At 71.3% G+C, this 22329-nt stretch carries 20 protein-coding genes; 16 read left to right on the top strand and 4 right to left on the bottom strand.

Translation table 11 applies throughout. From position 1 onward, the window contains the following. Nucleotides 1-98 precede the first annotated feature (98 nt). From FS641_RS04510 to FS641_RS04495, 4 genes are all read left to right on the top strand, one after another. Nucleotides 99-1094 carry a DNA-directed RNA polymerase subunit alpha gene (locus FS641_RS04510; protein ID WP_056121453.1) on the top strand — a complete coding sequence of 332 codons (996 nt, stop codon included), beginning with the start codon at nt 99-101 and terminating at the stop codon, nt 1092-1094. Between the two features lie 65 nt (nt 1095-1159). Continuing rightward, the gene (rplQ, locus tag FS641_RS04505) at nt 1160-1747 is read left to right on the top strand and encodes a 50S ribosomal protein L17 (protein WP_144760575.1); all 588 of its coding nucleotides are present in this window, start codon (nt 1160-1162) and stop codon (nt 1745-1747) included. Nucleotides 1748-1977: 230 nt separating this feature from the next. Continuing rightward, nucleotides 1978-3102 (top strand): FUSC family protein, encoded by a 1125-nt coding sequence (locus FS641_RS04500; protein WP_144760572.1) that lies wholly within the window; start codon nt 1978-1980, stop codon nt 3100-3102. Nucleotides 3103-3291: 189 nt separating this feature from the next. Beyond that, nucleotides 3292-6501: a BTAD domain-containing putative transcriptional regulator gene (locus tag FS641_RS04495; RefSeq protein WP_144760569.1), complete on the top strand. Its 3210-nt coding sequence runs from the start codon at nt 3292-3294 to the stop codon at nt 6499-6501. 11 nt (nt 6502-6512) lie between these two features. Here the strand turns inward: FS641_RS04495 and FS641_RS04490 are convergent, their stop codons facing one another. Together FS641_RS04490 and FS641_RS04485 are read right to left on the bottom strand one after the other, a co-directional pair. Then, nucleotides 6513-7343, bottom strand: coding sequence for an ABC transporter permease (locus FS641_RS04490; protein ID WP_144760566.1), 831 nt, complete (start codon nt 7341-7343; stop codon nt 6513-6515). Then, the gene (locus FS641_RS04485; protein ID WP_144760563.1) at nt 7340-8329 is read right to left on the bottom strand and encodes an ATP-binding cassette domain-containing protein; all 990 of its coding nucleotides are present in this window, start codon (nt 8327-8329) and stop codon (nt 7340-7342) included. The genes FS641_RS04490 and FS641_RS04485 overlap by 4 nt, the downstream gene beginning before the upstream one ends. A gap of 89 nt (nt 8330-8418) precedes the next feature. On the opposite strand from FS641_RS04485, the gene truA reads away from it, so the two are divergent. The 10 genes from truA to glmM all read left to right on the top strand — a co-directional run bounded on the left by truA (nt 8419) and on the right by glmM (nt 18293). Beyond that, entirely contained in the window at nt 8419-9321 is a 903-nt protein-coding gene (gene truA, locus FS641_RS04480; protein WP_260855684.1) for a tRNA pseudouridine(38-40) synthase TruA, read from the top strand. After that, a complete protein-coding gene (locus tag FS641_RS04475) occupies nt 9318-10064 on the top strand; it encodes an MBL fold metallo-hydrolase (RefSeq protein WP_144760560.1) in 747 nt (248 codons plus the stop codon). Before truA ends, FS641_RS04475 begins: the two co-directional genes overlap by 4 nt. Nucleotides 10065-10184: 120 nt before the next feature. Next, a complete protein-coding gene (locus tag FS641_RS04470; RefSeq protein WP_144760557.1) occupies nt 10185-10607 on the top strand; it encodes a hypothetical protein in 423 nt (140 codons plus the stop codon). 62 nt (nt 10608-10669) lie between these two features. Next, nucleotides 10670-11539 carry an ABC transporter ATP-binding protein gene (locus FS641_RS04465; RefSeq protein ID WP_144760554.1) on the top strand — a complete coding sequence of 290 codons (870 nt, stop codon included), beginning with the start codon at nt 10670-10672 and terminating at the stop codon, nt 11537-11539. Then, nucleotides 11536-12246, top strand: coding sequence for a hypothetical protein (locus tag FS641_RS04460; protein ID WP_144760551.1), 711 nt, complete (start codon nt 11536-11538; stop codon nt 12244-12246). Before FS641_RS04465 ends, FS641_RS04460 begins: the two co-directional genes overlap by 4 nt. Continuing rightward, the gene (locus FS641_RS04455) at nt 12243-12500 is read left to right on the top strand and encodes a hypothetical protein (RefSeq protein ID WP_144760548.1); all 258 of its coding nucleotides are present in this window, start codon (nt 12243-12245) and stop codon (nt 12498-12500) included. The genes FS641_RS04460 and FS641_RS04455 overlap by 4 nt, the downstream gene beginning before the upstream one ends. Nucleotides 12501-12593: 93 nt before the next feature. Further along, the gene (locus tag FS641_RS04450; RefSeq protein ID WP_144760545.1) at nt 12594-15629 is read left to right on the top strand and encodes an ExeM/NucH family extracellular endonuclease; all 3036 of its coding nucleotides are present in this window, start codon (nt 12594-12596) and stop codon (nt 15627-15629) included. Between the two features lie 296 nt (nt 15630-15925). After that, nucleotides 15926-16372 carry a 50S ribosomal protein L13 gene (rplM, locus tag FS641_RS04445; RefSeq protein ID WP_144760542.1) on the top strand — a complete coding sequence of 149 codons (447 nt, stop codon included), beginning with the start codon at nt 15926-15928 and terminating at the stop codon, nt 16370-16372. Nucleotides 16373-16411: 39 nt separating this feature from the next. Continuing rightward, complete coding sequence (gene rpsI, locus FS641_RS04440; protein WP_144760539.1) at nt 16412-16897, top strand: 30S ribosomal protein S9; 486 nt, start codon at nt 16412-16414, stop codon at nt 16895-16897. A gap of 22 nt (nt 16898-16919) precedes the next feature. Continuing rightward, the gene (glmM, locus tag FS641_RS04435; RefSeq protein ID WP_144760535.1) at nt 16920-18293 is read left to right on the top strand and encodes a phosphoglucosamine mutase; all 1374 of its coding nucleotides are present in this window, start codon (nt 16920-16922) and stop codon (nt 18291-18293) included. A gap of 101 nt (nt 18294-18394) precedes the next feature. Here the strand turns inward: glmM and coaA are convergent, their stop codons facing one another. Both coaA and FS641_RS04425 read right to left on the bottom strand, forming a co-directional pair. Next, the gene (gene coaA, locus FS641_RS04430; protein ID WP_144760532.1) at nt 18395-19339 is read right to left on the bottom strand and encodes a type I pantothenate kinase; all 945 of its coding nucleotides are present in this window, start codon (nt 19337-19339) and stop codon (nt 18395-18397) included. A 139-nt stretch (nt 19340-19478) separates the two neighbouring features. Then, complete coding sequence (locus FS641_RS04425; RefSeq protein ID WP_144760529.1) at nt 19479-19964, bottom strand: glutathione peroxidase; 486 nt, start codon at nt 19962-19964, stop codon at nt 19479-19481. 72 nt (nt 19965-20036) lie between these two features. Between FS641_RS04425 and glmS the strand changes: the two genes are divergently transcribed. Both glmS and FS641_RS04415 read left to right on the top strand, forming a co-directional pair. Next, nucleotides 20037-21884, top strand: a complete 1848-nt coding sequence (gene glmS / locus FS641_RS04420; protein ID WP_144760526.1) for a glutamine--fructose-6-phosphate transaminase (isomerizing) — start codon at nt 20037-20039, stop codon at nt 21882-21884. A gap of 5 nt (nt 21885-21889) precedes the next feature. Then, complete coding sequence (locus tag FS641_RS04415; protein WP_144760523.1) at nt 21890-22270, top strand: holo-ACP synthase; 381 nt, start codon at nt 21890-21892, stop codon at nt 22268-22270. The last annotated feature ends 59 nt before the right edge of the window (nt 22271-22329 follow it).

Here is a 22329-nt window from a genome sequence, read left to right as displayed (position 1 = left end):
GCGCGTGATCACAACTCAACAGACCCGTCGGGGCCTCGCCGGCCCCGTCGTACCGCCAAGTGTCATATAGCGGACACTTCGCCGAAAGGAATCCCACAGTGCTCATTGCACAGCGCCCCACCCTCACTGAGGAGTCGATCTCCGAGCACCGCTCGCGCTTCGTCATCGAGCCGCTCGAGCCGGGCTTCGGCTACACCCTCGGGAACTCGCTGCGCCGCACGCTCCTCTCCTCGATCCCCGGTGCTGCGGTCACGAGCATCCGCATCGACGGCGTCCTCCACGAGTTCAGCACCGTTCCCGGTGTCAAGGAAGACGTCACGGAGATCATCCTCAACATCAAGAGCCTGGTCGTCTCCAGCGAGCACGACGAGCCCATCACGGCGTACCTGCGCAAGCAGGGTGCCGGTCAGGTCACCGCCGCGGACATCTCCGCGCCGGCCGGCGTCGAGATCCACAACCCGGACCTCGTCATCGCGACCCTGAACGACACCGCGCGCTTCGAGCTCGAGCTCACCATCGAGCGTGGCCGCGGCTACGTCTCGGCGACGCAGAACCGTTCGGAGTTCAGCGAGGCCGGTCAGATCCCGATCGACTCGATCTACTCGCCGGTCCTCAAGGTCACCTACCGCGTCGAGGCGACGCGTGCCGGTGAGCGCACGGACTTCGACCGTCTGGTCGTCGACGTCGAGTCGAAGCCGGCCATCACGCCGCGCGACGCCATCGCGTCGGCCGGTCGGACGCTCGTCGAGCTGTTCGGTCTCGCCCGCGAGCTGAACACGGCGGCTGAGGGCATCGAGATCGGCCCGGCGCCGGTCGACGCCGTGCTCTCGAACGAGCTGCAGACCCCGATCGAGGACCTCGACCTGTCGGTCCGCAGCTACAACTGCCTCAAGCGGGAGGGCATCAACACGGTGTCCGAGCTCGTCGCCCTGTCGGAGACGCAGCTCATGAACATCCGCAACTTCGGTCAGAAGTCGGTGGACGAGGTCAAGGACAAGCTCACCGAGCTCGGCCTGTCCCTCAAGGACACCGTCCCCGGATTCGACGGCGCCCACTTCTACAGCGGGTACGACGAGGACGAGTCCAGCAACTGACCTCGCGCTGATGCGCACGCGCGTCGTCACGGCGCGCACCACTCTTTCACCACTGGAGAACTGACATGCCGAAGCCCACCAAGGGCCCCCGCCTCGGTGGCGGTCCCGCCCACGAGCGCCTGCTCCTGAGCAACCTCGCCAACGCCCTCTTCACGCACGGTCGCATCACGACCACCGAGACGAAGGCCAAGCGCCTCCGTCCGGTCGCCGAGCGGCTCATCACGTTCGCGAAGCGCGGCGACCTGCACGCCCGTCGTCGGGTCATCGCGGCCCTCCGCGACAAGACCGTCGTGCACACGCTGTTCACGGAGATCGCGCCGCAGGTGGCCGACCGCCAGGGCGGCTACACCCGCATCACGAAGCTCGGTTTCCGCAAGGGCGACAACGCGCCCCTCGCGTCGATCGAGCTCGTGCTCGAGCCCGTCTCCGGCACGCCGGCCCCCGTGACGCGCAGCTCCGCGGCCCCGGCCGCCGCAGCGCCGGTCGAGGAGCCGACCGCCGAGGAGACCAGCACCGAGGAGACGAGCACCGAAGAGGCCCCGGTCGAGGAGACCGAGACCACCGAGGAGTCCGCTCCCGTCGAGTCGGAGACCGAGACCCCGGCTGCCGCCGAGGTCGAGGCCGACGCCGCCGAGAAGGCCGACGACAAGTAGGTCCGCTCGCACACGAGCACGAACGGCCCCCGCAGCACGCCGCTGCGGGGGCCGTTCCGCATCCGGCGGGTCCGCGCCTGACGGGTCCGCGCCCGGCAGATCCGCGTCCGGCATGTCCGCGTCGGGCAGGTCCGCATCGGCAGCCGCGAGGCCCGGGGCGGTCGGGCTCACAGCCGCCGGCCGGTACGGTGACCGGTCGGGCCCGCCGAGGTCCGCATCGAGAGGGACGCATGGGATTCGAACACGTCGCGGGGGCGGGGACGCGGGTCTGGCGCTGGAGCCGGACGTCGGGCACACAGCCGCGGCTGTTGCACGCCGCGAAGGCCGCGTTCGCCGCGTGCCTGGCGTGGTTCGTCGCGCAGCACGTCCCCGGCGTCGCGTCGGAGTACCCGTACTACGCCCCGCTCGGCGCGGTGGTGGCGATGCAGACGACGGTGTTCGCCGGGCTCCGCAGCGGGATCCAGACACTCGTCGGCATCGGCCTGGGGATCGTCATCGCCGGCTTCACGATGTGGATCGGCGACCCGGGCTTCATCGCGATCGCCCTCGCCGTCGGCATCGGCGTGCTCGTCGGCGGGTTCCGGATCCTCGGTGAGGGGAGTTCGTGGGTCTCCACGGCGGCCCTGTTCGTCCTGCTCGTCGGTGGCGCGCACGCCGAGGGGTACTCGCTCGGGTACCTCGTGCAGATGGCGGTCGGCGTGGTGATCGGTCTGCTCGTGAACTTCCTCATCTTCCCGCCGCTGCGCTTCTGGGACGCCGAACACCGCATCGACGCGGTGAACGGGGTGCTCGCGGACCACATCGACGGCCTCGCCGAGGTCCTCGAGACCGGCGAGCGTGACGAGCGTGCCTGGGACCAGCAGCAGGACCGGCTGGACCGCGCGATCGCCGACGTCCGGTCTCGCGTCTCGATCGCCCACGAGAGCCGCAAGTTGAACCCGCGCGGGGCCCTGCGGGGATCGCGGGCTCGTCTGCAGCAGGACGGCGCACGCTTCCGTGCGCTGGAGCGGGTCGCCTGGTACACGACCGACCTCACCGAGCTCGTCGCCCGGACCGGTCCGGTCTCCGCCGGGCTCGGACGCCCGGACCCGGCCTTCGCGGGACCGCTCGCGAAGGCACTCCGCGACCTCGCGTGCATGATCCGGGGCGAGTGCCCGGCGAGCGCCGGCGACGAGGCGATCGCCGAGGTGGAGCGTGCCCTCGACGCGAGCCGCGAGAACCCGTCGGACGTGGCGGTGACGTCCGCGGCGCTCGTGGCGCTGCGGGGCATCGTCGAGTCGGAGCGCCGCGCGACGGAGTCCCTCGACACGAAGACCGGACCGTTCGGCTCCGAGGTCGGTCAGCCGCGGAGCTGAAGGACGACTCCGCCCACCGCTGGACGGCGGAACCGGTGTCCGGCGCGACCCGCTTCGTGAGGAAGTACCGCGTCCACGTGCCGTCGTGGACGACGTCGACCGTGCAAGCCGTGTCGTCGCACGTGCGCCAGGCCGCACCCGGCGTGGACGAGAAGACCGCGTCCGCCGTCCCCGACCTAGACTCGCTCTGTGGCAGCGCACCCCCGCATCGCCGTCCTCGGACCGGTCCTGGTCGAGGACCCGACGGGCGTCCCCGCACCGGTGCCCGGAGCACTCGCGCGGGCCTTCGTGACCGCGCTGGTCCTCGCTCGGGGGCACGCCATGACGACGGACGCGCTCATCGACCAGCTCTGGGGCGACACCCCGCCGAAGGGCGCTCGGGCAGCGCTCCAGACCCTCGTCTCACGGCTCCGACGGACCACCACCGACGGGCTGGTCGTCTCGACGGCGACCGGGTACGCGCTCGGCGTCCGCCCCGAGGACGTCGACCTCGCCTGCGCCGAGCAGCTGGCCGCCGAGGGCACCCGGGCGGACGCCGGACTCCGGGCGGCGCTCGCGACCTGGCGTGGCGAGCCGGGCGACGACGTCGAGGGTGACCTCGGGCAAGCGCTCGCCCACCGAGCGGACGTGGCTCGCCGTGCACTCCGCCGCGCACTCGGCTCGGCCCTGCTCGACGCCGGGGACGCGGACGGCGCCGTGGCCGTCTGGCGAGAGCAGGCCGATGCCGACCCGTTCGACGAGGCCGCCGTCGCCGGCTCGATGCGCGCGCTCGACGCGGCCGGACGCACCGCCGAGGCGCTCGCCGCCTTCGCCGCCCACCGGGAACGCCTGGCCGACGGCCTCGGTGCCGACCCGTCCGCAGAGCTCGTGCGGCTGAACGCCGAGATGCTCCGCCGAGCGCCCGCCGGTCCCGGTGCCGTCCGCCGCGTCGGCCTGCGGGCAGCGCCCAACACGCTGGTCGGACGGGAGGCCGACCTCGCGGCCGTCACGGACCTGCTGTCCGAGGGGCGGCTGGTGACGATCCTCGGGGCGGGTGGGCTCGGCAAGACACGGCTGGCGCAGGCGGTCGCGGCCACGGTCGCCGAGGACCGCGGTGTGGTCGTGCTCGAACTCGCGCCGCTCACCGTCGGCGAGGACATCGTGCCCGCGCTCGGGGCGCTGCTCGGGATCGCTGAGGTGCGGGGCGCTCGATCGCTCCGGGATGCGGTCGTCTCCGACCTGTGGGGACGGGTGGTCCGGGCACTCGCCGAGGAACCGACCATGCTCGTGCTCGACAACTGCGAGCACCTGGTCGAGGCCGCCGCCGCGTTCACCGCCGACCTGCTCGCCGTGCTGCCGTCGCTCCGCGTGCTGACGACGTCCAGGGCACCCCTCGCCATCGCCGGCGAGGTCGTCGCAGCCCTCGCACCGCTGCCCGTCGAGGCCGACGGGTCCGCGGTCCGGCTGTTCACCGAACGAGCACGGGCCGCACGCCCCGGTGCCGTGCTCCCCGTCGACACCGTCCGGAGCATCTGCACGCGACTCGACGGGTCACCGCTCGCGATCGAGCTCGCGGCAGCACGCATCCGGGGGATGAGCGCCGAGGAGATCGAAGGGCGGCTCGACGACCGGTTCGCCCTGCTCCGCGGCGGCGACCGCAGTGCGCCCGAGCGACACCGGACGCTCCTCGCCGTGATCGAGTGGAGCTGGCGGCTGCTCGACGACGGAGCCCGCGACCTGCTCACCCGGCTCGCGCTCTTCCCGGACGGGCTGGCGGTCGACGCGGTCGAAGCCGTTGCCGACCCGGCCCGGCACGAGGACGCCCTCGACGACCTGGCGGAGCTCGTCGAGCAGTCCCTCGTGCAGCTCGTCGAGCACGAGGGTGAGCCGGTGCGGTACCGCCTGCTCGAGACCGTGCGCGAGTTCGGTGCGGCCCGGCTCGCCGAGCGTGGCGCCACGGATGCCGTCCGTGCGGCCATGCTCCGCTGGGGACGGGACTTCTCGGCGGAACGCAACATGTTCACGGCGACGGGGGAGCGGCAGCGCCGGTGGTTCCGCGAGGTCGGGCACGAGGCCGACAACCTCGTCACGCTGCTCCGGTGGGGGCTCCACGACGGGGACCACCGCACGGTCGCCCAGGTCTTCGCCGCGCTCGGCGGGTACTGGACGCTCCGTGGTGCGCACGGTGAGGTGGTCACGATCGCCCCGGACCTGCTGCCGATGCTCCGCCGGACCCCGCCGCTGCCGGAGGACCGCGCCGCCGTGACGCTCGGGCTGGTCCTGATCGGGGCGTCGTCCGTCTTCACCGACCGTCGGACCGCCGCGTGGGCCATCTCCGCGCTCCGCCGGGTGGTGCGTCTCGGGCCCACCGGCGCGGCGACACTCGACGCCCAGGCGGCCCTGCTCCTCACCCTCGGGCGCCCCGACGACGGCATGGCTCTGCTCGCGCGCTACCGGGACGGCGACGACGAGGGCGTGGCCTGTCTCGCGTTCCTGCTCAGCGCACCCCTGGCCGAGAACGACGGCGAGCACGCGGACGCGCTGCGCTTCGCCCATCGCGCCGGGGAGCTCGCCGAACGGGTCGACGACGCGTGGGCGCTGGGCTCCGTCGCCGTCACGCTGGCACAGCTCCTCGCACAGGACGGGCAGCACGCCGAGGCGCTCGCCGCGGCGGCCGTCGCGCGGGAACGGCTCGAGGTGTTCGGCGCCGAGGACGACCTGTACGAGATCGGATGGACCGTCGGACTCTGTGCCGCGGCCACCGGGGACGTCGACCTCGCCAGGTCGATCGCCGCCGACCTCGGCGACCAGCCGGTGGCGAACCGCGGCGGCTTCGAGGACGACGCCGTGCAGGTCGGGGTGATCGCGATCGCCATCGACGCCGAGTGCAGCCGCGCGGACGGCGACCTCGACGGCGCCGCCGAGCACTGGCGCCGCGCGTGGGACTTCGTGGTGCCCCGACGCAAGCGCACGCAGAACTGGTGGCTGATGGCCGGGGCCGCGCGCATCGTGGCGGAGGACGAGGCGGCGGCGAGCCGGTCCGGCGGGACCGAGCCGGGCCTCCAGGCCGAGCAGCGGGCCATCGCGCGCCACCTGCGGATCGGGGCCCTGGTGATGTTGCGTCTGCACCCGTGGTGGCTGGACCTGCCGGTCATCGGCACCACGCTCATCGGGATCGCGCTCGTCGCGCTGCGCCGGGGGATGCCCGCTGAGGCTGCCAGGTGCTGGGGCCTGGCGACACGGTTCGGCTCGCGGCAGGACTTCGCGGTGCTCGCCCACCGCCGGCTGCGTCCGCTGCTGGTCGACGTGGTCGGAGCGGATGCGGTCGTGGACGCCGAGACGGCCTCGGCCGGATGGGACCGGACCGAGGCCGTGACGGCGTTGCGGGCACTGCTCGAGGAGCTGTGCACCGTCGCCTGAACCCGGAGGTGTCAGGCCTTCCGCATGTAGGCGCGCACCGTGAGCGGTGCGAACACGGCAACGACGACCGCGGCGCCGACGAGCGAGAACACCAGGTCCCCGCCGACCTGGCCGTGGTTGACGAGGTCGCGGACCGCCGTGATGAGGTGCGAGATCGGGTTGACCTCGGAGAACCAGCGCAGCCAGTCCGGCAGCGTGTCGGCCGGCACGAACGCGTTCGACAGGAAGGTCAGCGGGAACAGCACCAGGTTGGAGATGCCGGAGACGCTCGACGCGGTGCGTGCCACGACGCCGAAGTAGGCGAAGATCCAGCTGATCGCCCACGCGACCACGATGACGAGCACTGCGGCCAGCACGACCGCACCGAGGCCACCGGCCGGACGCAGTCCCATCGCGAAGCCGGTGATGAACGTGATGGTCGTCGCGATCGCGTACCGGACCGTGTCGGCGAGCAGCGCCCCGGCGAGCGGGGCGATGCGGGCGATCGGGAGCGACTTGAAGCGGTCGAAGACACCCTTGTCCATGTCCTCGCGGAGCTGCACACCGGTGACGATCGACGACGTGATGTTCGTCTGCACGAGGATGCCGGGGATGATGATCGGCAGGTAGGCCGCCACGTTGCCGGAGATCGCGCCGCCGAAGATGTACGTGAACATCACCGTGAAGACGATCGGCATGAGCGTCACGTCGAACAGCTGTTCCGGCGTGCGACGGACCTTGACCAGGCCGCGGTACGCCATCGTGAAGGACTGCCGGACCGTGGCACCGAGTCCGGTGCCGCCGACTCCGGGCCGCGGGGTGATGCGGGGCGTGGTGGGGGCCGACGGGGTCAGCGTGGTCATGCGATGCTCCCTTCGAGCTCGCGCTGGGTGTCCTCGTCGGCCGTGGCCGGGGCACCCGTGATGGTCAGGAAGACCTCGTCGAGCGTGGGCTTCTGCACGCTCATCTCGGCGAGGGAGATGCCGGCGTCGCGGAACGACACGAGCAGGTCGGTGACCCGGTCCGGCTCGGCCATCGGCGCGGTCAGGCGGGAGCCCTCTGGGCTCACCACCGCCTCCACGCCGAGGGTCGTCCGGACGATGCTCCTCGCGGCGTCGAGCCGGAGGGCGTCGGCGAGTCGGAGCTGCAGCGACGCGGTGCCGATCGACGCCTTGAGCTCGTCGCCGGTCCCCTCGGCGACGACACGACCGTGGTCGATCACCGCGATCCGGTCGGCCAGCTGGTCGGCCTCGTCGAGGTACTGCGTCGTCAGCAGCACCGTGGAGCCCGTCTGCACGAGCTCCCGGATCGTGTCCCACATCTGCGCGCGGGTCCGCGGGTCGAGGCCGGTCGTCGGCTCGTCGAGGAAGATCAGCGGCGGCTGCGCGATCAGGCTCGCCGCCAGGTCGAGACGCCGTCGCATGCCGCCGGAGAAGGCCTTGAGCGGGCGCCTGGCGGCCTCGGTCAGGCCGAACCGCTCGAGGAGCTCGGCCGACTTCCGCTTCGACTCGGCGCGGGACAGACCGAGCAGCCGCGAGAAGACGACGAGGTTCTCGGTCGCGCTGAGCGTCTCGTCGACGCTCGCGTACTGGCCGGTGACGCCGATGAGCCGGCGGACCTGCTGGGGCTCCCGACGGACGTCGTGGCCGAAGACGCGGGCCTCGCCGGCGTCGGGCTTCAGCAGGGTCGCGAGCATGCTGATCGTGGTGGTCTTGCCGGCGCCGTTCGGGCCGAGCACGCCGTACACGGTCCCGGCCTCCACGCGGAGGTCGACCCCGTCCACGGCGCGGTTCTGGCCGAACGTCTTGACCAGGCCGATGGCCTCCACGGCGGGTGGTGTCGTCGTCATCGCTGTTCCTCTCGTCGATGTCGTGACCGATGCTGCCGCCCGGCACTCACGTGGCGCTGACGCGGCGCTGACATCGGTACCGTGGGGGTGTGAGCGAGACCGGGCTGCAGGAGGACGGGGTGCGGCTGCGGCTCGACGTCGCGTACGACGGGGCGGCGTTCTCCGGGTGGGCCCGGCAGCCGGGGCTGCGGACCGTGCAGGGGGCGCTCGAGGCGGCGCTGGCCACCGTGTTCACGCGCTGGGGGGACGCCCCGCAGCTCACCGTCGCCGGGCGCACCGACGCCGGGGTGCACGCGTCCGGGCAGGTCGCGCACCTGGACCTCACGGCCGAGCAGTGGGCGGCGCTCGTGGCGAAGCGCGGCTCGCCAGCGGCGTCGCTCGACGGGCTGGTGCGGCGGCTCAACGGCCTGGCCGGACCGGAGGGGGACGTCGTCGTCGCGCGGGCCTCGGTCGCACCTGCCGGGTTCGACGCCCGGTTCTCCCCGCTCTGGCGGCGCTACGCCTACCGGGTCGCCGACCTCGACGCCCCCCGCGATCCACGGCGTCGTGGGCACACGCTCTGGCACCCGGCGCGGCTCGACGCGGCAGCGATGGAGCGAGGTGCGCTGACGCTGTTGGGGTTGCACGACTTCGCGGCCTTCTGCAAGCCGCGCGAGGGCGCGACGACCATCAGGACGCTCCAGGAGTTCCGCTGGGACCGCGAGCCGGATGGCGTGCTGGTGGCGAGCCTCCAGGCCGACGCGTTCTGTCACTCCATGGTGCGTGCGATGGTGGGGGCCACCATCGCCGTGGGCGAGGGCCGCTTCGGGCCGGAGCGGCTCGAGGAGCTGCGGGTGGCGGGGGAGCGGACCAGCGCGTTCAAGGTCGCACCCGCGAAGGGGCTGACGCTCACCGAGGTCGGCTACCCGGCCGACGACGAGCTGGCCGCCCGCGCCGTGCAGACGCGCGCGAAGCGATCGGCCGACGACGGCTCCGATAGCGTCGGTGGATGACCGCTCGCGAACCCCGCTCCGTCGTCTCCGTCGCACCCGGGGTGGTGTTCGTCGAGGGACCGGTGTCGAACTGGGTGGTCCTGGCCGAGGAGGACGGGGTCGCCCTGATCGACGCCGGCTACCCGGCCGACACCGAGCTCGTGCTCGACACCGTCCGGTACGCCGGACACGACCTCGACGACCTCCGCCGGGTCTACGTGACGCACGGGCACGTCGACCACGTCGGCGGCATCCCGGGGATCCTCGAGCGGCACCCGCACGTCGAGGTGCTCGCGCACGCGGACGAGGTCGCGAACGTCCGCGGACCGTCGCGCCAGCAGGTCACGCCCGCCGAGCTCGGCGGCCGGCTCGCCGCGCCGCGGGTCCTGCGCTGGCTCGCCAGCGCGGTGCGGTCCGACGCACTCCGGCGCACCGAGGTGCCGAGCGTGCGCGCGTTCACCGCGGCGGACTTCGACGGTCGGGCGATCACGCCGTTCCCCGCCACCGGGCACACCGACGGGTCCACCGCGTACCTGCTGCCCGCGGCTGATGCGATCGTCACCGGGGACGCCGTCGTCTCCCGCCACGACACGCAGCCGGCGTCGTGGGCACCGAGGCCGCGGATGATCACGCCGTTCTTCACGGCGGACCAGGCGGTCGCGCTCGAGTCCGCGCGGGCGCTGCCGATCCCGGAGATCGTGCTGCCGGGGCACGGGCCCGCGGTGCACCGGGTGGGGCGGGAGTGGGTGCCGGTGGGGTCCTGACAATCCGGACCCGATGCCTTGTTCCCATCTCCACCATCGCCGAGCCACTGGAATATGAGACGAGATGTATGACATGGTGGTTCTGCGGCAGAGAAGCCGCTGAACGATTGGGGAATCACCATGAAGAACATCCGTGTCGCTGGTGTCGTCGGGGTCATCGTCGCGGGAGCGATGCTCGGTTCTGTCGGGGTCACTGCTGCCTCAGCGCAGCCGGCGAGCATCAGCCCAACGAGCATCGGCGGGACCGCGACCAATTCAAGGGCCATGCCCGTCACGGTCACCAATGGGTCGGTGGCCGGGACGAACGCGCCGGCGGGTGAGCCTTCGACCGATCGCGTCCCGATCGGACCGATCGTCGACTGGATCAAGCGCAACGCGTCGTCCGTCATCCCAGCGATGAAGACGGCACTGCGGAACGGCGTCAATGCGTTCAAGAGCTGGTGGAACGGGCTCGCAGCGTGGATCCGAGCAGGCATCAACGCGATCGCGCAGATGAGCCTCCAGGAGCTGTTCAGTGCTCTCTGGGACTACTTCTTCGGATGATCTGAGTCGTGGTGTGGGCGGCCGGGCGATCTGGTCGCCCACACCGTTGAAGGGGACGAAAGATGATCCAAATCAGCAACGTCAGTCTCCGGGGGCGCGGGAGGCCTCGTCTCAGCGAGGCCTCGATACAGCTGCAACCGGGACGGGTCTACGGTCTGATCGGTCCCAATGGTGCGGGGAAGTCCACACTGCTGTCTGTTCTCGCGGGCCTCGTGTTGCCCGACCGGGGTTCGCTCGAAGGGGTGCCGTGGCAACACGGGGCAGCAGTTGGTGCCGTGTTCGGTGACGCGGACCTGCATCGTGGCCGATCGGTCAGGGAGGTGCTGCTCCTCCGCGCTCGACTCGTGGGCGCCGGTCCTGCCGCTGCTGCCGCGATGGCCGACCAGGTCGGCCTCGGAGCCGTACTGAAGCGCCGTGTGGGAGCGCTGTCGCTGGGGATGAAGATGCGGCTCTCGATCGGGGTTGCACTCCTCGGGTCGCCGGACCTCGTTCTCCTCGACGAACCGATGAACGGTCTCGACCCGAACGGCATCACCTGGGTGCGGGGGGTCGTAGCGAGCCTGCGCCGCGCCGACGCGACAGTGATCGTGTCGAGTCATCTGCTCGGCGAGTTGGAGACGATGATCGACGACGCAGTGTTCGTCAGCAAGGGGGAGATCGTGCGCGTCGAGCGCATGAGCGCTTCGAAGGCTGTTGCGTGCGAGCTCGAGGTCGACCATCCCGCCGTTCTGGTGGCGGCGGCCAGCGAGCGTGGTGTGCCTGCGACGTTGCACCGCAGCGCGGTGCGACTCGGAACGACTACAGCCGAGGCAGTCCGGATCGCCACCGCCATCGGCGTCGACGTGCTGTCTGCGGCGCCCGTGGCGCGGTCGCTGGAATCGCTGTACGAGGAGATCACCTCGGCTGAGTTCGAAGCGGAGGGAGTGCAGTGATCACCTTCGTCGAGCTGACGAAGATCGAGGTGCTGAAGCGCCTCGACACCGCGGGTGCGGCCGCGGGTTTCGGAGTCCTCGCGCTGCTCATCGTCGTGTGCGGTGGATTCAGTGTTTCGCTGATCACGAAGACGTCGAGCTTCAACGCGGGCGAGGTCATCGTGACGGCGGGCCTTCCCGCGGCGTTGGCTGCGTCGATCGTCGGCGTCGTGGTCGGCGTTGGCGATGCGTCACGCGGAGGCGAACGTGATGGCCTGCTCGCCGGCCTCACCCGTGACGCGATCTACTGGGGGAGGTTCGTTGCATGTGGTGCGATCATCGCGGGCGTGATCGTGTTCACGGCCCTGGTGGGCTCAGCAGGAGCGCTCGTGGGCGTCGCACTCGGGGGCCACCTCTCCTCGTGGTCCATCGGAGCGTCCGTCCTGCAGGTTGCCGCTCTCTGCTTCTCCTCAGCGGCTTTCGGGTTCGGCATCGGCGCGAGTCTTCGCTCCCTGGCACTCGGCCTCGTGACTGTTCTCGGAGTGATGCTCGTGCTCGACGTCGTCCTCGCGTTCCTCGGGTCCTGGACCGCCTACATCCGCTTCGGATCGGTGCAGAACGGCATGACGGGGGAGGGTGAGATCCTCGCGACGATCACCTCAGGCCTGATCTGGATCGTGCTTCCGGTCCTTGCTGGTTGGCTGCGGACCAGGACGGTGGCGCCGTGAGCGAACAAACTTCGTTGGGCACAGGCACTCCCCGACGGAGGCGATTCACCGCACTACTGGTCGTCCTCGCGACGCTCGCCTGCTGCGTGGTCGGCGTCGACCACCAGAGCCCGGCCATCCGGCTCCTCGCAGCCGCCGTGGCGCTCGCCGCGATGGCGGGCTCGCTGGCACTCGCCACGAGGCGCGGGAACATGGTCGGCTGGTACGTCATCGCGATCGGTGTGACGCTCTTGCGCGTGCTGAGCGAGGGCTGACGGGATCGATCGCAAGGGTTTACCGGAGCGCAACCTGAGGGACTCCGCAGGTCGGTACGGTCGGACGATCCCCGTCTCCGACCGAAGGTCAGCATGCCCAAGATCGTCGGGCGCACCCTGCTGTGCGCCACCGTGGCCGCGACGCTCCTCGCAGCGCCACTCGCCTCCGTCTCCGCCGCCAGCGCGGACACCGCCGGGACCGGCCTCGTCATCGCGGAGGCTTTCCTCAAGGGCGGCAGCGCGAACCAGCCGTTCACGAACCGGTTCGTCGAGCTCCGGAACCCCACCGACGCCCCCGTGTCGGTCGCGGGCTGGTCGCTGCAGTACCGCGCCGCGACGAGCACCGGGAAGTCGTCGACCGTGGTCCCGCTCACGGGGACGGTCCCGGCGAAGGGCACGTTCCTCGTGTCGGGCGGGTCGAACGGGAAGAACGGTGCGGCGCTGCCGACGCCCGACGTGACGTCGTCCTTGAACACCTCCGGCGCCAGCGGGACGCTCGTCCTCGCCGACCAGGCAACGGCGCTGACGCTGCCGGCCGGTCCGGTCGCAGCAGGAACGGCCGGCGTCGTCGACGTCCTCGGGTACGGCACGTCGAACACGTTCGAGACGGCCCCCGCCACGAACCCGGCGAGCGCGAACGACGTCCCGGACGCACTCGTCCGGAACGCCGCGGGCACGGACACCGACGACAACGCGGCCGACTTCACGCTCACGTCGACGATCACGCCGACGAACTCCAAGGGCGAGACGTCGGCACCCACCACGCCGACCGAGCCCACCGACCCCGGCACGCCGACGGACCCGGGCACGCCGGCCGAGACCGTGACCATCGCCCAGGTCCAGGGCACCACCGACACCTCCCCCTACGTCGGGAAGAACGTCGTCACCACGGGCGTCGTGACGGCCGTGTACGCGACGGGCGGCTTCAACGGCTACACCGTGCAGACCCCGGGCACCGGTGGCGCGCTCGACCTCGCGACGCACACCGCGTCCGACGGCCTCTTCGTCTTCTCGGCCGCCACGGCACCGCAGGTCGCCGAGGGCGACCACGTGCGGGTCACCGGCTCGGTCGCGGAGTACAACGGCCTCACCGAGCTGAACGTCGCCGCCGGCGGCATGACGAAGCTCACCGACACCGTCGCGGCACCGCAGCCCGCCGCCGTGGCGTTCCCGGCGACCGACGCGCAGCGCGAGTCCCTCGAGAGCATGCTCGTCGCGCCGCAGGGCGACTACACCGTCGCCGACAACTACACGACGAACCAGTACGGCGAGATCGTCCTGGCGTCCGGTACGGAGCGCCTCATCCAGCCGACCGAGGTCGCTCGCCCCGGTTCGGCCGCCGCGAAGGCCGTCGAGGCCGACAACGCCGCGCGTCGGGTCACGCTCGACGACGGCGGCAGCACGAACTTCCTGACGAAGGCGAACACCAGCATCCCGGTGTCGTGGCTGTCGAACGACGGCCCCGTCACGGTCGGTGCCGCGGCGACGTTCACCAAGCCGGTCGTGCTCGACTACCGCAACGACGCGTGGAAGTTCCAGCCGACGTCGCCGATCACGGGTGCCACCCCGAAGGCCGACCTCCCCACGACGTTCTCGAACGTCCGCACCGCGAAGCCCGCTGACGTCGGCGGCGATCTCAAGCTCGCCGGGTTCAACGTCCTGAACTACTTCCCGACGACCGGTGACGAACTCCCGGGCTGCACGTACTACACCGACCGCGACGGCGACCCCGTCACGGTGAACTCCGGCTGCGACGCCCGCGGCGCCGCCGAGCAGGAGGACCTCCAGCGCCAGCAGGTCAAGATCGTCACGGCGATCAACGGCCTGGGTGCCGACGTCGTCTCGCTCGAGGAGATCGAGAACTCCGCTCGGTTCGGCGAGGACCGCGACGCGGCCGTGAAGACCCTCGTCGCCGCCCTCAACGCCGCGACCGGCTCCGACACCTGGGACTACGTGCGGTCCCCGGCGGTCCTGCCGGCGAGCGAGGACGTCATCCGACTGGCGCTCGTCTACAAGAAGGCCCGCGTCCAGCCGACCGGCGGATCGACGATCCTGCTCGACTCCGCGTTCACCAACGCCCGCCAGCCCGTCGCGGACGCGTTCCGCCCGGTCGGTGGGACCGCGGACGACGACTTCCTCGTCATCGCGAACCACTTCAAGTCCAAGGGCTCCGGCTCCGGCGAGAACGCCGACCAGGGCGACGGCCAGGGGGCGTCGAACGCCGACCGCGTCCGCCAGGCGACGGCGCTCGCCACGTTCTCCACGGCGATGCAGACGCAGTACGGCACCGACAAGGTGTTCATGCTCGGCGACTTCAACGCGTACAGCCAGGAGGACCCGATGGTCGTCCTGCACGACGCCGGCTACACGGACCTCGGCCCGGCGCTCGACCCATCGGAGTACTCGTACGTGTTCAGCGGTCTCAGCGGGTCGCTCGACCACGTGCTCGCCTCGCCCGCCGCGCTCGCGACGGTCACCGGCGTGGACATCTGGAACATCAACTCCGTCGAGTCCGTCGCCCTGGAGTACAGCCGCTACAACTCCAACACGACGATCCTCTACTCGGACGACGTCTACCGGGCGAGCGACCACGACCCGATCCTGGTCGGCTTCGACCTGGCCGGCGACACGGAGCCCGCCGACCCCGGCACGGGGCCGACGGGCCCGGGAACGAGCCCCGGTCCGGGCACTGGCGGCGGCACCGGCGCCGCTCCGGCCGCTCCGGCGGGGACGTCGCTGACGGCGGCGAACCGCGGCTCGGTGACGGCACCGGCGTCGGCCCGCCCAGGGGAGACGATCACGGTCGGCGTCGGCCGCGAGCACGCCGGTGAGCGGATCAGCGTGTTCCTGTACTCCACGCCGACGCTGCTCGGCACGGTGGTGGTGGCTGCCGACGGCACGGTTCGGGTCACGATCCCGACCGGCACGACCGCGGGGGAGCACCGGCTCGCGGTGACCGCCGCGGACGGCTCGCTGATCGGGTGGACCACGATCCGCATCGACCCGGTGACGGGCCAGCTGGCCTTCACGGGTGCCGAGCTGACCGGCGGCGTCGCCGCGGCGCTGCTGCTGCTCGCAGCGGGAGCCGGCGTGCTCGTCGCGCGTCGCCGCCGCCCCAGCGCCGCGTAGGGACCGCCAGACGGGAGGCTCCCCACCGGTCACGGCCGACCCGCCGCTGGCGCGTCGGTCCGGAACCGGCCGGCGTGGGCCCAGGTGCCGGCTGGCACCGAGCCTCCCGTCCATCGTGCCCGCGTTTGACCGGGTCGACCGGCGTCCGGTAGGCTCTCACCTTGGTCTGCGCACCGCCGTGTGCCAGACAGTCAGATGAGCCCTCCACCGGGGCGTTCAGCGGGTGTCACCCGCCGGAACACCCCACCGGAGCGGGATTCACGGACTCCTCACCTCGACACGAAAGCAGCACTCCTGTGACTCGCACGTTCTCACCGAAGCCGGCAGACGTCCAGCACGACTGGATCGTCATCGACGCCACCGACGTCGTCCTCGGCCGCCTCGCCTCCCACGCCGCGGCGATCCTCCGCGGCAAGCACAAGGCCACCTTCGCCCAGCACATGGACATGGGTGACTACGTCATCATCATCAACGCGGACAAGGTCGCCCTCACCGGCTCCAAGCTCGCGAAGAAGGTCTACTACCGTCACTCGGGCTACCCGGGCGGCCTCACGGCGACCTCGTACCCGGAGATGCTCGAGAAGCACCCGACCCGCGCCGTCGAGAAGGCGATCCGCGGCATGCTCCCGAAGAACACGCTGGGCCGCGAGCAGCTGAAGAAGCTCAAGGTGTACGCGGGCGCCGAGCACCCCCACGCGGCGCAGCAGCCCACGACGTACACCTTCGACCAGGTCTCGCAGTAGCGCACGGCCACGACGACTTCCAAGGACTAGAGAAAACTCATGGCTCAGATCGCTGACTCCCTCGACCAGACCCCGGAGAGCTTCACCACGGAGAGCGCACCCGCCGCTGCCGAGGCCGCTCCCCGTCAGATCCTCAACGTCTCCGGCGGTGCCGTCGGGCGCCGCAAGGAGGCCATCGCCCGCGTGCGCCTCGTCCCGGGCTCCGGCACCTTCACGGTGAACGGTCGCTCGCTCGAGGACTACTTCCCGAACAAGCTGCACCAGCAGCTCATCAACGACCCGTTCAAGGTGCTCGAGCTCCTCGGCGCCTACGACGTGACCGCCCGCATCACGGGTGGTGGCCCCTCGGGTCAGGCCGGTGCCCTCCGCCTCGCGATCGCCCGGACGCTGAACGAGATCGACCGCGAGAACAACCGCGCCACCCTCAAGAAGGCCGGCTTCCTCACCCGTGACGCCCGCGTCATCGAGCGCAAGAAGGCCGGTCTCAAGAAGGCCCGCAAGGCGTCGCAGTTCTCGAAGCGCTGATCAACCGACGGCGGAGGATGCAATGCCGCGTCTGTTCGGTACCGACGGCGTTCGTGGCCTCGCCAACGGCGAGTTGACGGCCGCGCTCGCACTGGGTCTTGCCCAGGCGAGCGCGGCCGTGCTCACACACGGACACCATGCGGACGCCCGCCGGGCGTCCGGCCGACCGCGCCCCCGCGCGGTCCTGGCGCGCGACCCGCGCGTCTCCGGCGAGTTCCTGGGTGCCGCGGTGGCGGCCGGGCTCGCCTCCGCCGGCGTCGACGTGCTCGACGCCGGGGTCATCCCGACCCCCGCTGCCGCGTTCCTCGTCGCGGACATCGACGCCGACTTCGGCGTGATGATCTCCGCATCGCACAACCCGGCGCCCGACAACGGGATCAAGTTCTTCGCCGCCGGTGGGCGCAAGCTCCCCGACGAGGTCGAGGACCGCATCGAGGCGGCCATGCACGACCAGTCCGCACCGACCCCCACCGGTGCCGACGTCGGCCGGATCACCCGGTTCGCCGACGCCGAGGACCGCTACGTGGTCCACCTGCTCGGCACGCTGCCCCACCGGCTCGACGGGGTGCACGTCGTGCTCGACTGCGCGAACGGTGCCGCGGCCGGCGTCTCGCCCGAGGTGTTCGTGAACGCCGGTGCCCGGGTGACGCTCATCGGGGCCGACCCGGACGGCATGAACATCAACGACGGTGTCGGCTCCACCCACATCGACAACCTCGCCCGCGCGGTGCTCGAGCACGGCGCCGACGTCGGCATCGCGCACGACGGCGACGCCGATCGCTGCCTGGCGGTCGACGCCGCGGGCAACGCCGTCGACGGTGACCAGATCATGGCCATCCTCGCGCTGTCGCTGCAGGAGCGCGGTCGGCTGCACGACGACACCCTCGTCGCGACCGTCATGTCGAACCTCGGGCTCAAGCGGGCGATGGCCGATGCGGGCATCACGATGCTCGAGACCGGTGTGGGCGACCGCTACGTGCTCGAGAAGATGACCGAGGGCGGGTACTCGCTCGGTGGCGAGCAGTCCGGCCACATCATCTTCAACGAGTACGCCACGACGGGCGACGGCATCCTCACCGGCCTGCACCTCGTCGCCGAGATGGCCAGGACGGGCAAGACCCTGGCGGAGCTCGCGTCGTGCATGACGGTCTTCCCGCAGGTGCTCCTCAACGTGAAGGGCGTCGACAGACACGGCCTCGCGGACCAGGGTGTGCAGGACGCCGTCGCTGCCGCCACCGCGTCGCTCGGGGACACCGGGCGTGTGCTGCTCCGGCCGTCGGGCACCGAGCCGGTCGTCCGCGTGATGGTCGAGGCCGCGTCCCAGGACGTCGCCCAGCGTGTCGCGGAGGAGCTCGCCGCGGTGGTCCAGGACCGCCTGGCGCTGCACGCGGCGTAGGGGCGACCCACCCCGGGTGCGCTTCGCACCCCGCTACGAACATCGCACCCCGTCACGACGGGGTGCGATGTTCGTGTTGGGGTGCGAAGACCCGCGCACCCTCAGATCTTGCGGAGCAGCACCGAGTTCACCTTGTGGTTCGCGCCCTTCTTGAGCACGAGCGTCGCCCGGGAGCGCGTGGGCAGCACGTTCTCGACGAGGTTCGGCTCGTTGATCGCGCGCCAGACCTCGGTCGCGGTGCGGATCGCGTCCTCCCGCGACAGGCTCGCGAACCGGTGGAAGAACGAGTCGGGGCTCGCGAACGCCTCCTCCTGCAGGGCGAGGAACCGGTCGACGTACCAGGACTCGATGTCCTTCGTCTTCGCGTCGACGTAGATGGTGAAGTCGAACAGGTCGGAGAGCGCCAGCCGCCCGTGCACCGGCGGCGCGAGCACGTTGAGGCCCTCGACGATGAGGACGTCCGGCTGCCGCACGACGATCTCGGCGTCTGGGACGATGTCGTAGACCAGGTGCGAGTAGTACGGCGCCCGGACCTCGGTCGCGCCGCTCTTCACCTGGCTGACGAAGCGCAGCAGGGAGCGGCGGTCGTACGACTCCGGGAAGCCCTTGCGGTCCATGATCCCGCGGCGCTCGAGCTCGGCGTTCGGGTACAGGAAGCCGTCGGTCGTGACGAGTTCGACGCGGGGGGTGTCCGGCCAGCGCTTGGTCAGCTCGCGGAGCAGGCGGGCGACGGTGCTCTTGCCCACGGCGACGGACCCGGCGACACCGATCACGAACGGCGTCCGTCCGGCCCGCTCGCCGAGGAAGCGGCTGGTCTCCGCGTGCAGGTCGCGTGCCCCCGCCGCGTACAGGGTGAGCAGCCGGGAGAGCGGGAGGTAGACCTCCTGTACCTCCTGCATGTCGAGGCGGTCACCGAGGCCCCGCAGCTGCACGATCTCCGTCTCGCTCAGGGAGAGGTGCTCCTTCGGCGCGAGCTGCGCCCAGTCGTCGCGGGGGATCTCCACGAAGGGGGTGGGGTGCGCGACGGTGGCTTCCGGGATCGGCATGCGTCCGAGCGTAGACGGGAGGCGCGGCGCAGGCGGGCGACGCGGCGGACCTCCGCCGAGCCTCTCCCCACCGGCACGGCCGACCCGCCGCTGGCGCGTCGGTCCGGAACCGGCGGCGTGGGCCCAGTCCGGAGCCCGCTCAGGCGGGCAGGGCCGCCTCGATGGCCGCGATGACCTCCGGGGCGTCCGGCTTGGTCGTCGGACGGAACCGGCTGACGGTGCCGTCCGGTGCCACCAGGAACTTCTCGAAGTTCCAGATCACCCGTCCGGCCTTGCCGGAGGCGTCCGGCGTCTGCTTGAGCTCCTTGTAGAGCGGGTGCGCGTTCCCGCCGTTCACCTTGACCTTCTCGGACATCGGGAAGGTCACGCCCCAGGTGGTGGAGCAGTACTCGTCGATCGCCTCGGACGAGCCGAGCTCCTGCAGGAACTGGTTGCTCGGGAAGCCGAGCACCGTGAAGCCGCGCGGACCGTACGTCTTCTGCAGCTCCTCGAGCTGTTCGTACTGCGGAGCGAGGCCGCAGCGCGACGCCACGTTCACCACGAGCACCGCCCTGTCCGCGAAGGCGCCGAAGGTGGTGTGCTCACCGTGCAGCGTCGTGATGTCGATGTCGTCGAAGCGTCCCATGGTGCTCACGGTATCCCGCACGATCCGGACCCTCGCAGGGAGCGACCCCGGCCAGACCGTAGGATCGGGAACATGTGTGGAATCGTGGGTTACGTCGGGACCAACAGCAGCACGGACGTGCTCCTCGGCGGCCTCCGTCGGCTCGAGTACCGCGGGTACGACTCGGCCGGGATCGCCGTCATCGACCCGTCGGGTGCGCTGTCCTCGGCGAAGAAGGCCGGCAAGCTCCAGGCCCTCGTCGACGAGCTCGAGTCGCACCCGATCCCCGACGGCGGCACCGGCATCGGGCACACCCGCTGGGCGACGCACGGCGGCCCGACGGACGAGAACGCGCACCCGCACCTGGCGGACGGCGGCAAGCTCGCGCTCATCCACAACGGCATCATCGAGAACTTCGCGGAGCTCCGCGCGGAGCTGGTCGCCGATGGCGTGCAGTTCCTCAGCGAGACCGACTCCGAGGTCGCGGCGCACCTCGTGGCCCGCGCGTTCCGGGAGACCGGTGACCTGACCCGGGCCATGCAGCAGACCGTGCAGCGGCTCGAAGGGGCCTTCACGCTCCTCGTCGTGCACGCCGACCAGCCCGGCGTCGTGGTCGGTGCCCGCCGCAACTCGCCCCTGGTGGTCGGGCTCGGCGACGGCGAGAACTTCATGGGCTCCGACGTCGCCGCCTTCGTGGCGTACACGCAGCGCGCGCTGTCCATCGGGCAGGACGAGATCGCGACGATCCGCCCCGACGGTGTCGACGTCATCCGCTTCGACGGCACCCCGGCCGACCGCACCGAGTTCGAGGTGAACTGGGACGCATCGGCGGCGGACAAGGGCGGCTGGTCGTCGTTCATGGCCAAGGAGATCAGCGAGGAGCCGGAGGCCGTCGCGAAGACGATCCTCGGCCGCGTGCACGACGGTGCCGTCACCCTGACCGACCTCGACCCGATCGCCGAGCGCCTGCAGCAGGTCGACCGCGTGATCGTCATCGCCTGCGGCACCGCCGCCTACGCCGGGATCCTCGGCAAGTACGCCATCGAGCAGTGGGCCCGGGTGCCCGTCGAGGTCGAGCTGGCGCACGAGTTCCGCTACCGCGACCCGGTCCTGGACGACCGCACCCTGGTCGTCTCGATCAGCCAGTCCGGCGAGACGATGGACACGCTCATGGCCGTCAAGTACGCCCGCGAGCAGGGGGCGCAGGTCCTCTCGATCTGCAACACCCAGGGCGCGACCATCCCGCGCGAGTCCGACGCGGTGATCTACACGCACGCCGGGCCGGAGGTCGCGGTCGCCTCGACGAAGGCGTTCCTCGCGCAGGGCGTCGCGCTCTACCTGCTCGGGCTGCACCTCGCGACGCTCCGCGGGACGATGACGGCCGAGCAGATCGCCGAGCAGGTCACTGAGCTGGAGTCCCTGGCGCCGAAGCTGCAGCAGACCATCGACGACGCGTCCGGTGTCGCCGAGCTGGCGAAGTGGATGGCGGACACCCGCAGCGTGCTGTTCCTCGGGCGCCACGTCGGGTACCCCATCGCGCTCGAGGGGGCGCTCAAGCTCAAGGAGCTCGCGTACATCCACGCCGAGGGCTTCGCCGCGGGCGAGCTGAAGCACGGTCCGATCGCGCTCATCGAGCCAGGGCAGATCGTGTTCGTCATCGTCCCGTCGCCGCGCGACGCCCGGTCGCTGCACCCGAAGGTCGTGTCGAACATCCAGGAGATCCGCGCCCGCGGCGCCCGGGTGATCGCCATCGCCGAAGAGGGCGACGCCGCCGTGCTGCCGTTCGCCGACGAGGTCCTGCGCATCCCGCTCGCGACGCCGCTGTTCGAGCCGCTGCTCGCCGTCGCACCGCTGCACATGTTCGGCATGGAGCTCGCCGCGGCCAAGGGCCTCGACGTCGACCAGCCGCGCAACCTCGCGAAGTCGGTCACCGTCGAGTAGTCGTCGTGATCATCGGGATCGGGGTCGACGTGGTCGACCTGGAGCGGTTCGAGCGGGTGCTGACGCGGACACCGGCGATGCGGACGCGGTTGTTCACCAGCTCCGAGCAGCTCCGTGACGGCGAGCCGCGGCCGCTGGCGTCCCTGGCTGCGCGGTTCGCCGCGAAGGAGGCGCTGATCAAGGCCTTCGGGTCGAGCGCCGGACTGAGTTGGCAGGACCTCGAGGTCGTCTCCGACGACCAGCGGAACCCGTCGCTGACGCTCCACGAACAGGCGCGGCAGGTGGCGGATGCGCGTGGCGTGACCAGCGTGCACCTGTCGCTCTCCCATGATGGGGGGATCGCCACGGCCTTCGTGGTGCTGGAAGGAACAGGGGAACCGGTGTGAGTGCGTTCACGGGGATCACGGTCGACCGCCGGTCGACGGTTCTGTCGTTGATCGCCGAC

Origin of the sequence: Curtobacterium sp. 9128 (assembly GCF_007673775.1) — a bacterium.
Classification (GTDB): Bacteria; Actinomycetota; Actinomycetes; order Actinomycetales; family Microbacteriaceae; genus Curtobacterium.
This window is presented reverse-complemented; position numbering and strand designations above follow the sequence as displayed.

Excerpts from the sequence above, each read along its gene's own strand:
- FS641_RS04500 (WP_144760572.1), top strand. The coding sequence starts at position 1,978 with ATGGGATTCGAACACGTCGCGGGGGCGGGGACGCGGGTCTGGCGCTGG.
- FS641_RS04475 (WP_144760560.1), top strand. The coding sequence starts at position 9,318 with ATGACCGCTCGCGAACCCCGCTCCGTCGTCTCCGTCGCACCCGGGGTG.
- rplQ (WP_144760575.1), top strand. The coding sequence starts at position 1,160 with ATGCCGAAGCCCACCAAGGGCCCCCGCCTCGGTGGCGGTCCCGCCCAC.
- glmM (WP_144760535.1), top strand. The coding sequence starts at position 16,920 with ATGCCGCGTCTGTTCGGTACCGACGGCGTTCGTGGCCTCGCCAACGGC.
- rpsI (WP_144760539.1), top strand. The coding sequence starts at position 16,412 with ATGGCTCAGATCGCTGACTCCCTCGACCAGACCCCGGAGAGCTTCACC.
- FS641_RS04425 (WP_144760529.1), bottom strand. The coding sequence starts at position 19,964 with ATGGGACGCTTCGACGACATCGACATCACGACGCTGCACGGTGAGCAC.
- FS641_RS04485 (WP_144760563.1), bottom strand. The coding sequence starts at position 8,329 with ATGACGACGACACCACCCGCCGTGGAGGCCATCGGCCTGGTCAAGACG.
- glmS (WP_144760526.1), top strand. The coding sequence starts at position 20,037 with ATGTGTGGAATCGTGGGTTACGTCGGGACCAACAGCAGCACGGACGTG.
- FS641_RS04450 (WP_144760545.1), top strand. The coding sequence starts at position 12,594 with ATGCCCAAGATCGTCGGGCGCACCCTGCTGTGCGCCACCGTGGCCGCG.
- FS641_RS04470 (WP_144760557.1), top strand. The coding sequence starts at position 10,185 with ATGAAGAACATCCGTGTCGCTGGTGTCGTCGGGGTCATCGTCGCGGGA.
- FS641_RS04490 (WP_144760566.1), bottom strand. The coding sequence starts at position 7,343 with ATGACCACGCTGACCCCGTCGGCCCCCACCACGCCCCGCATCACCCCG.
- FS641_RS04465 (WP_144760554.1), top strand. The coding sequence starts at position 10,670 with ATGATCCAAATCAGCAACGTCAGTCTCCGGGGGCGCGGGAGGCCTCGT.
- coaA (WP_144760532.1), bottom strand. The coding sequence starts at position 19,339 with ATGCCGATCCCGGAAGCCACCGTCGCGCACCCCACCCCCTTCGTGGAG.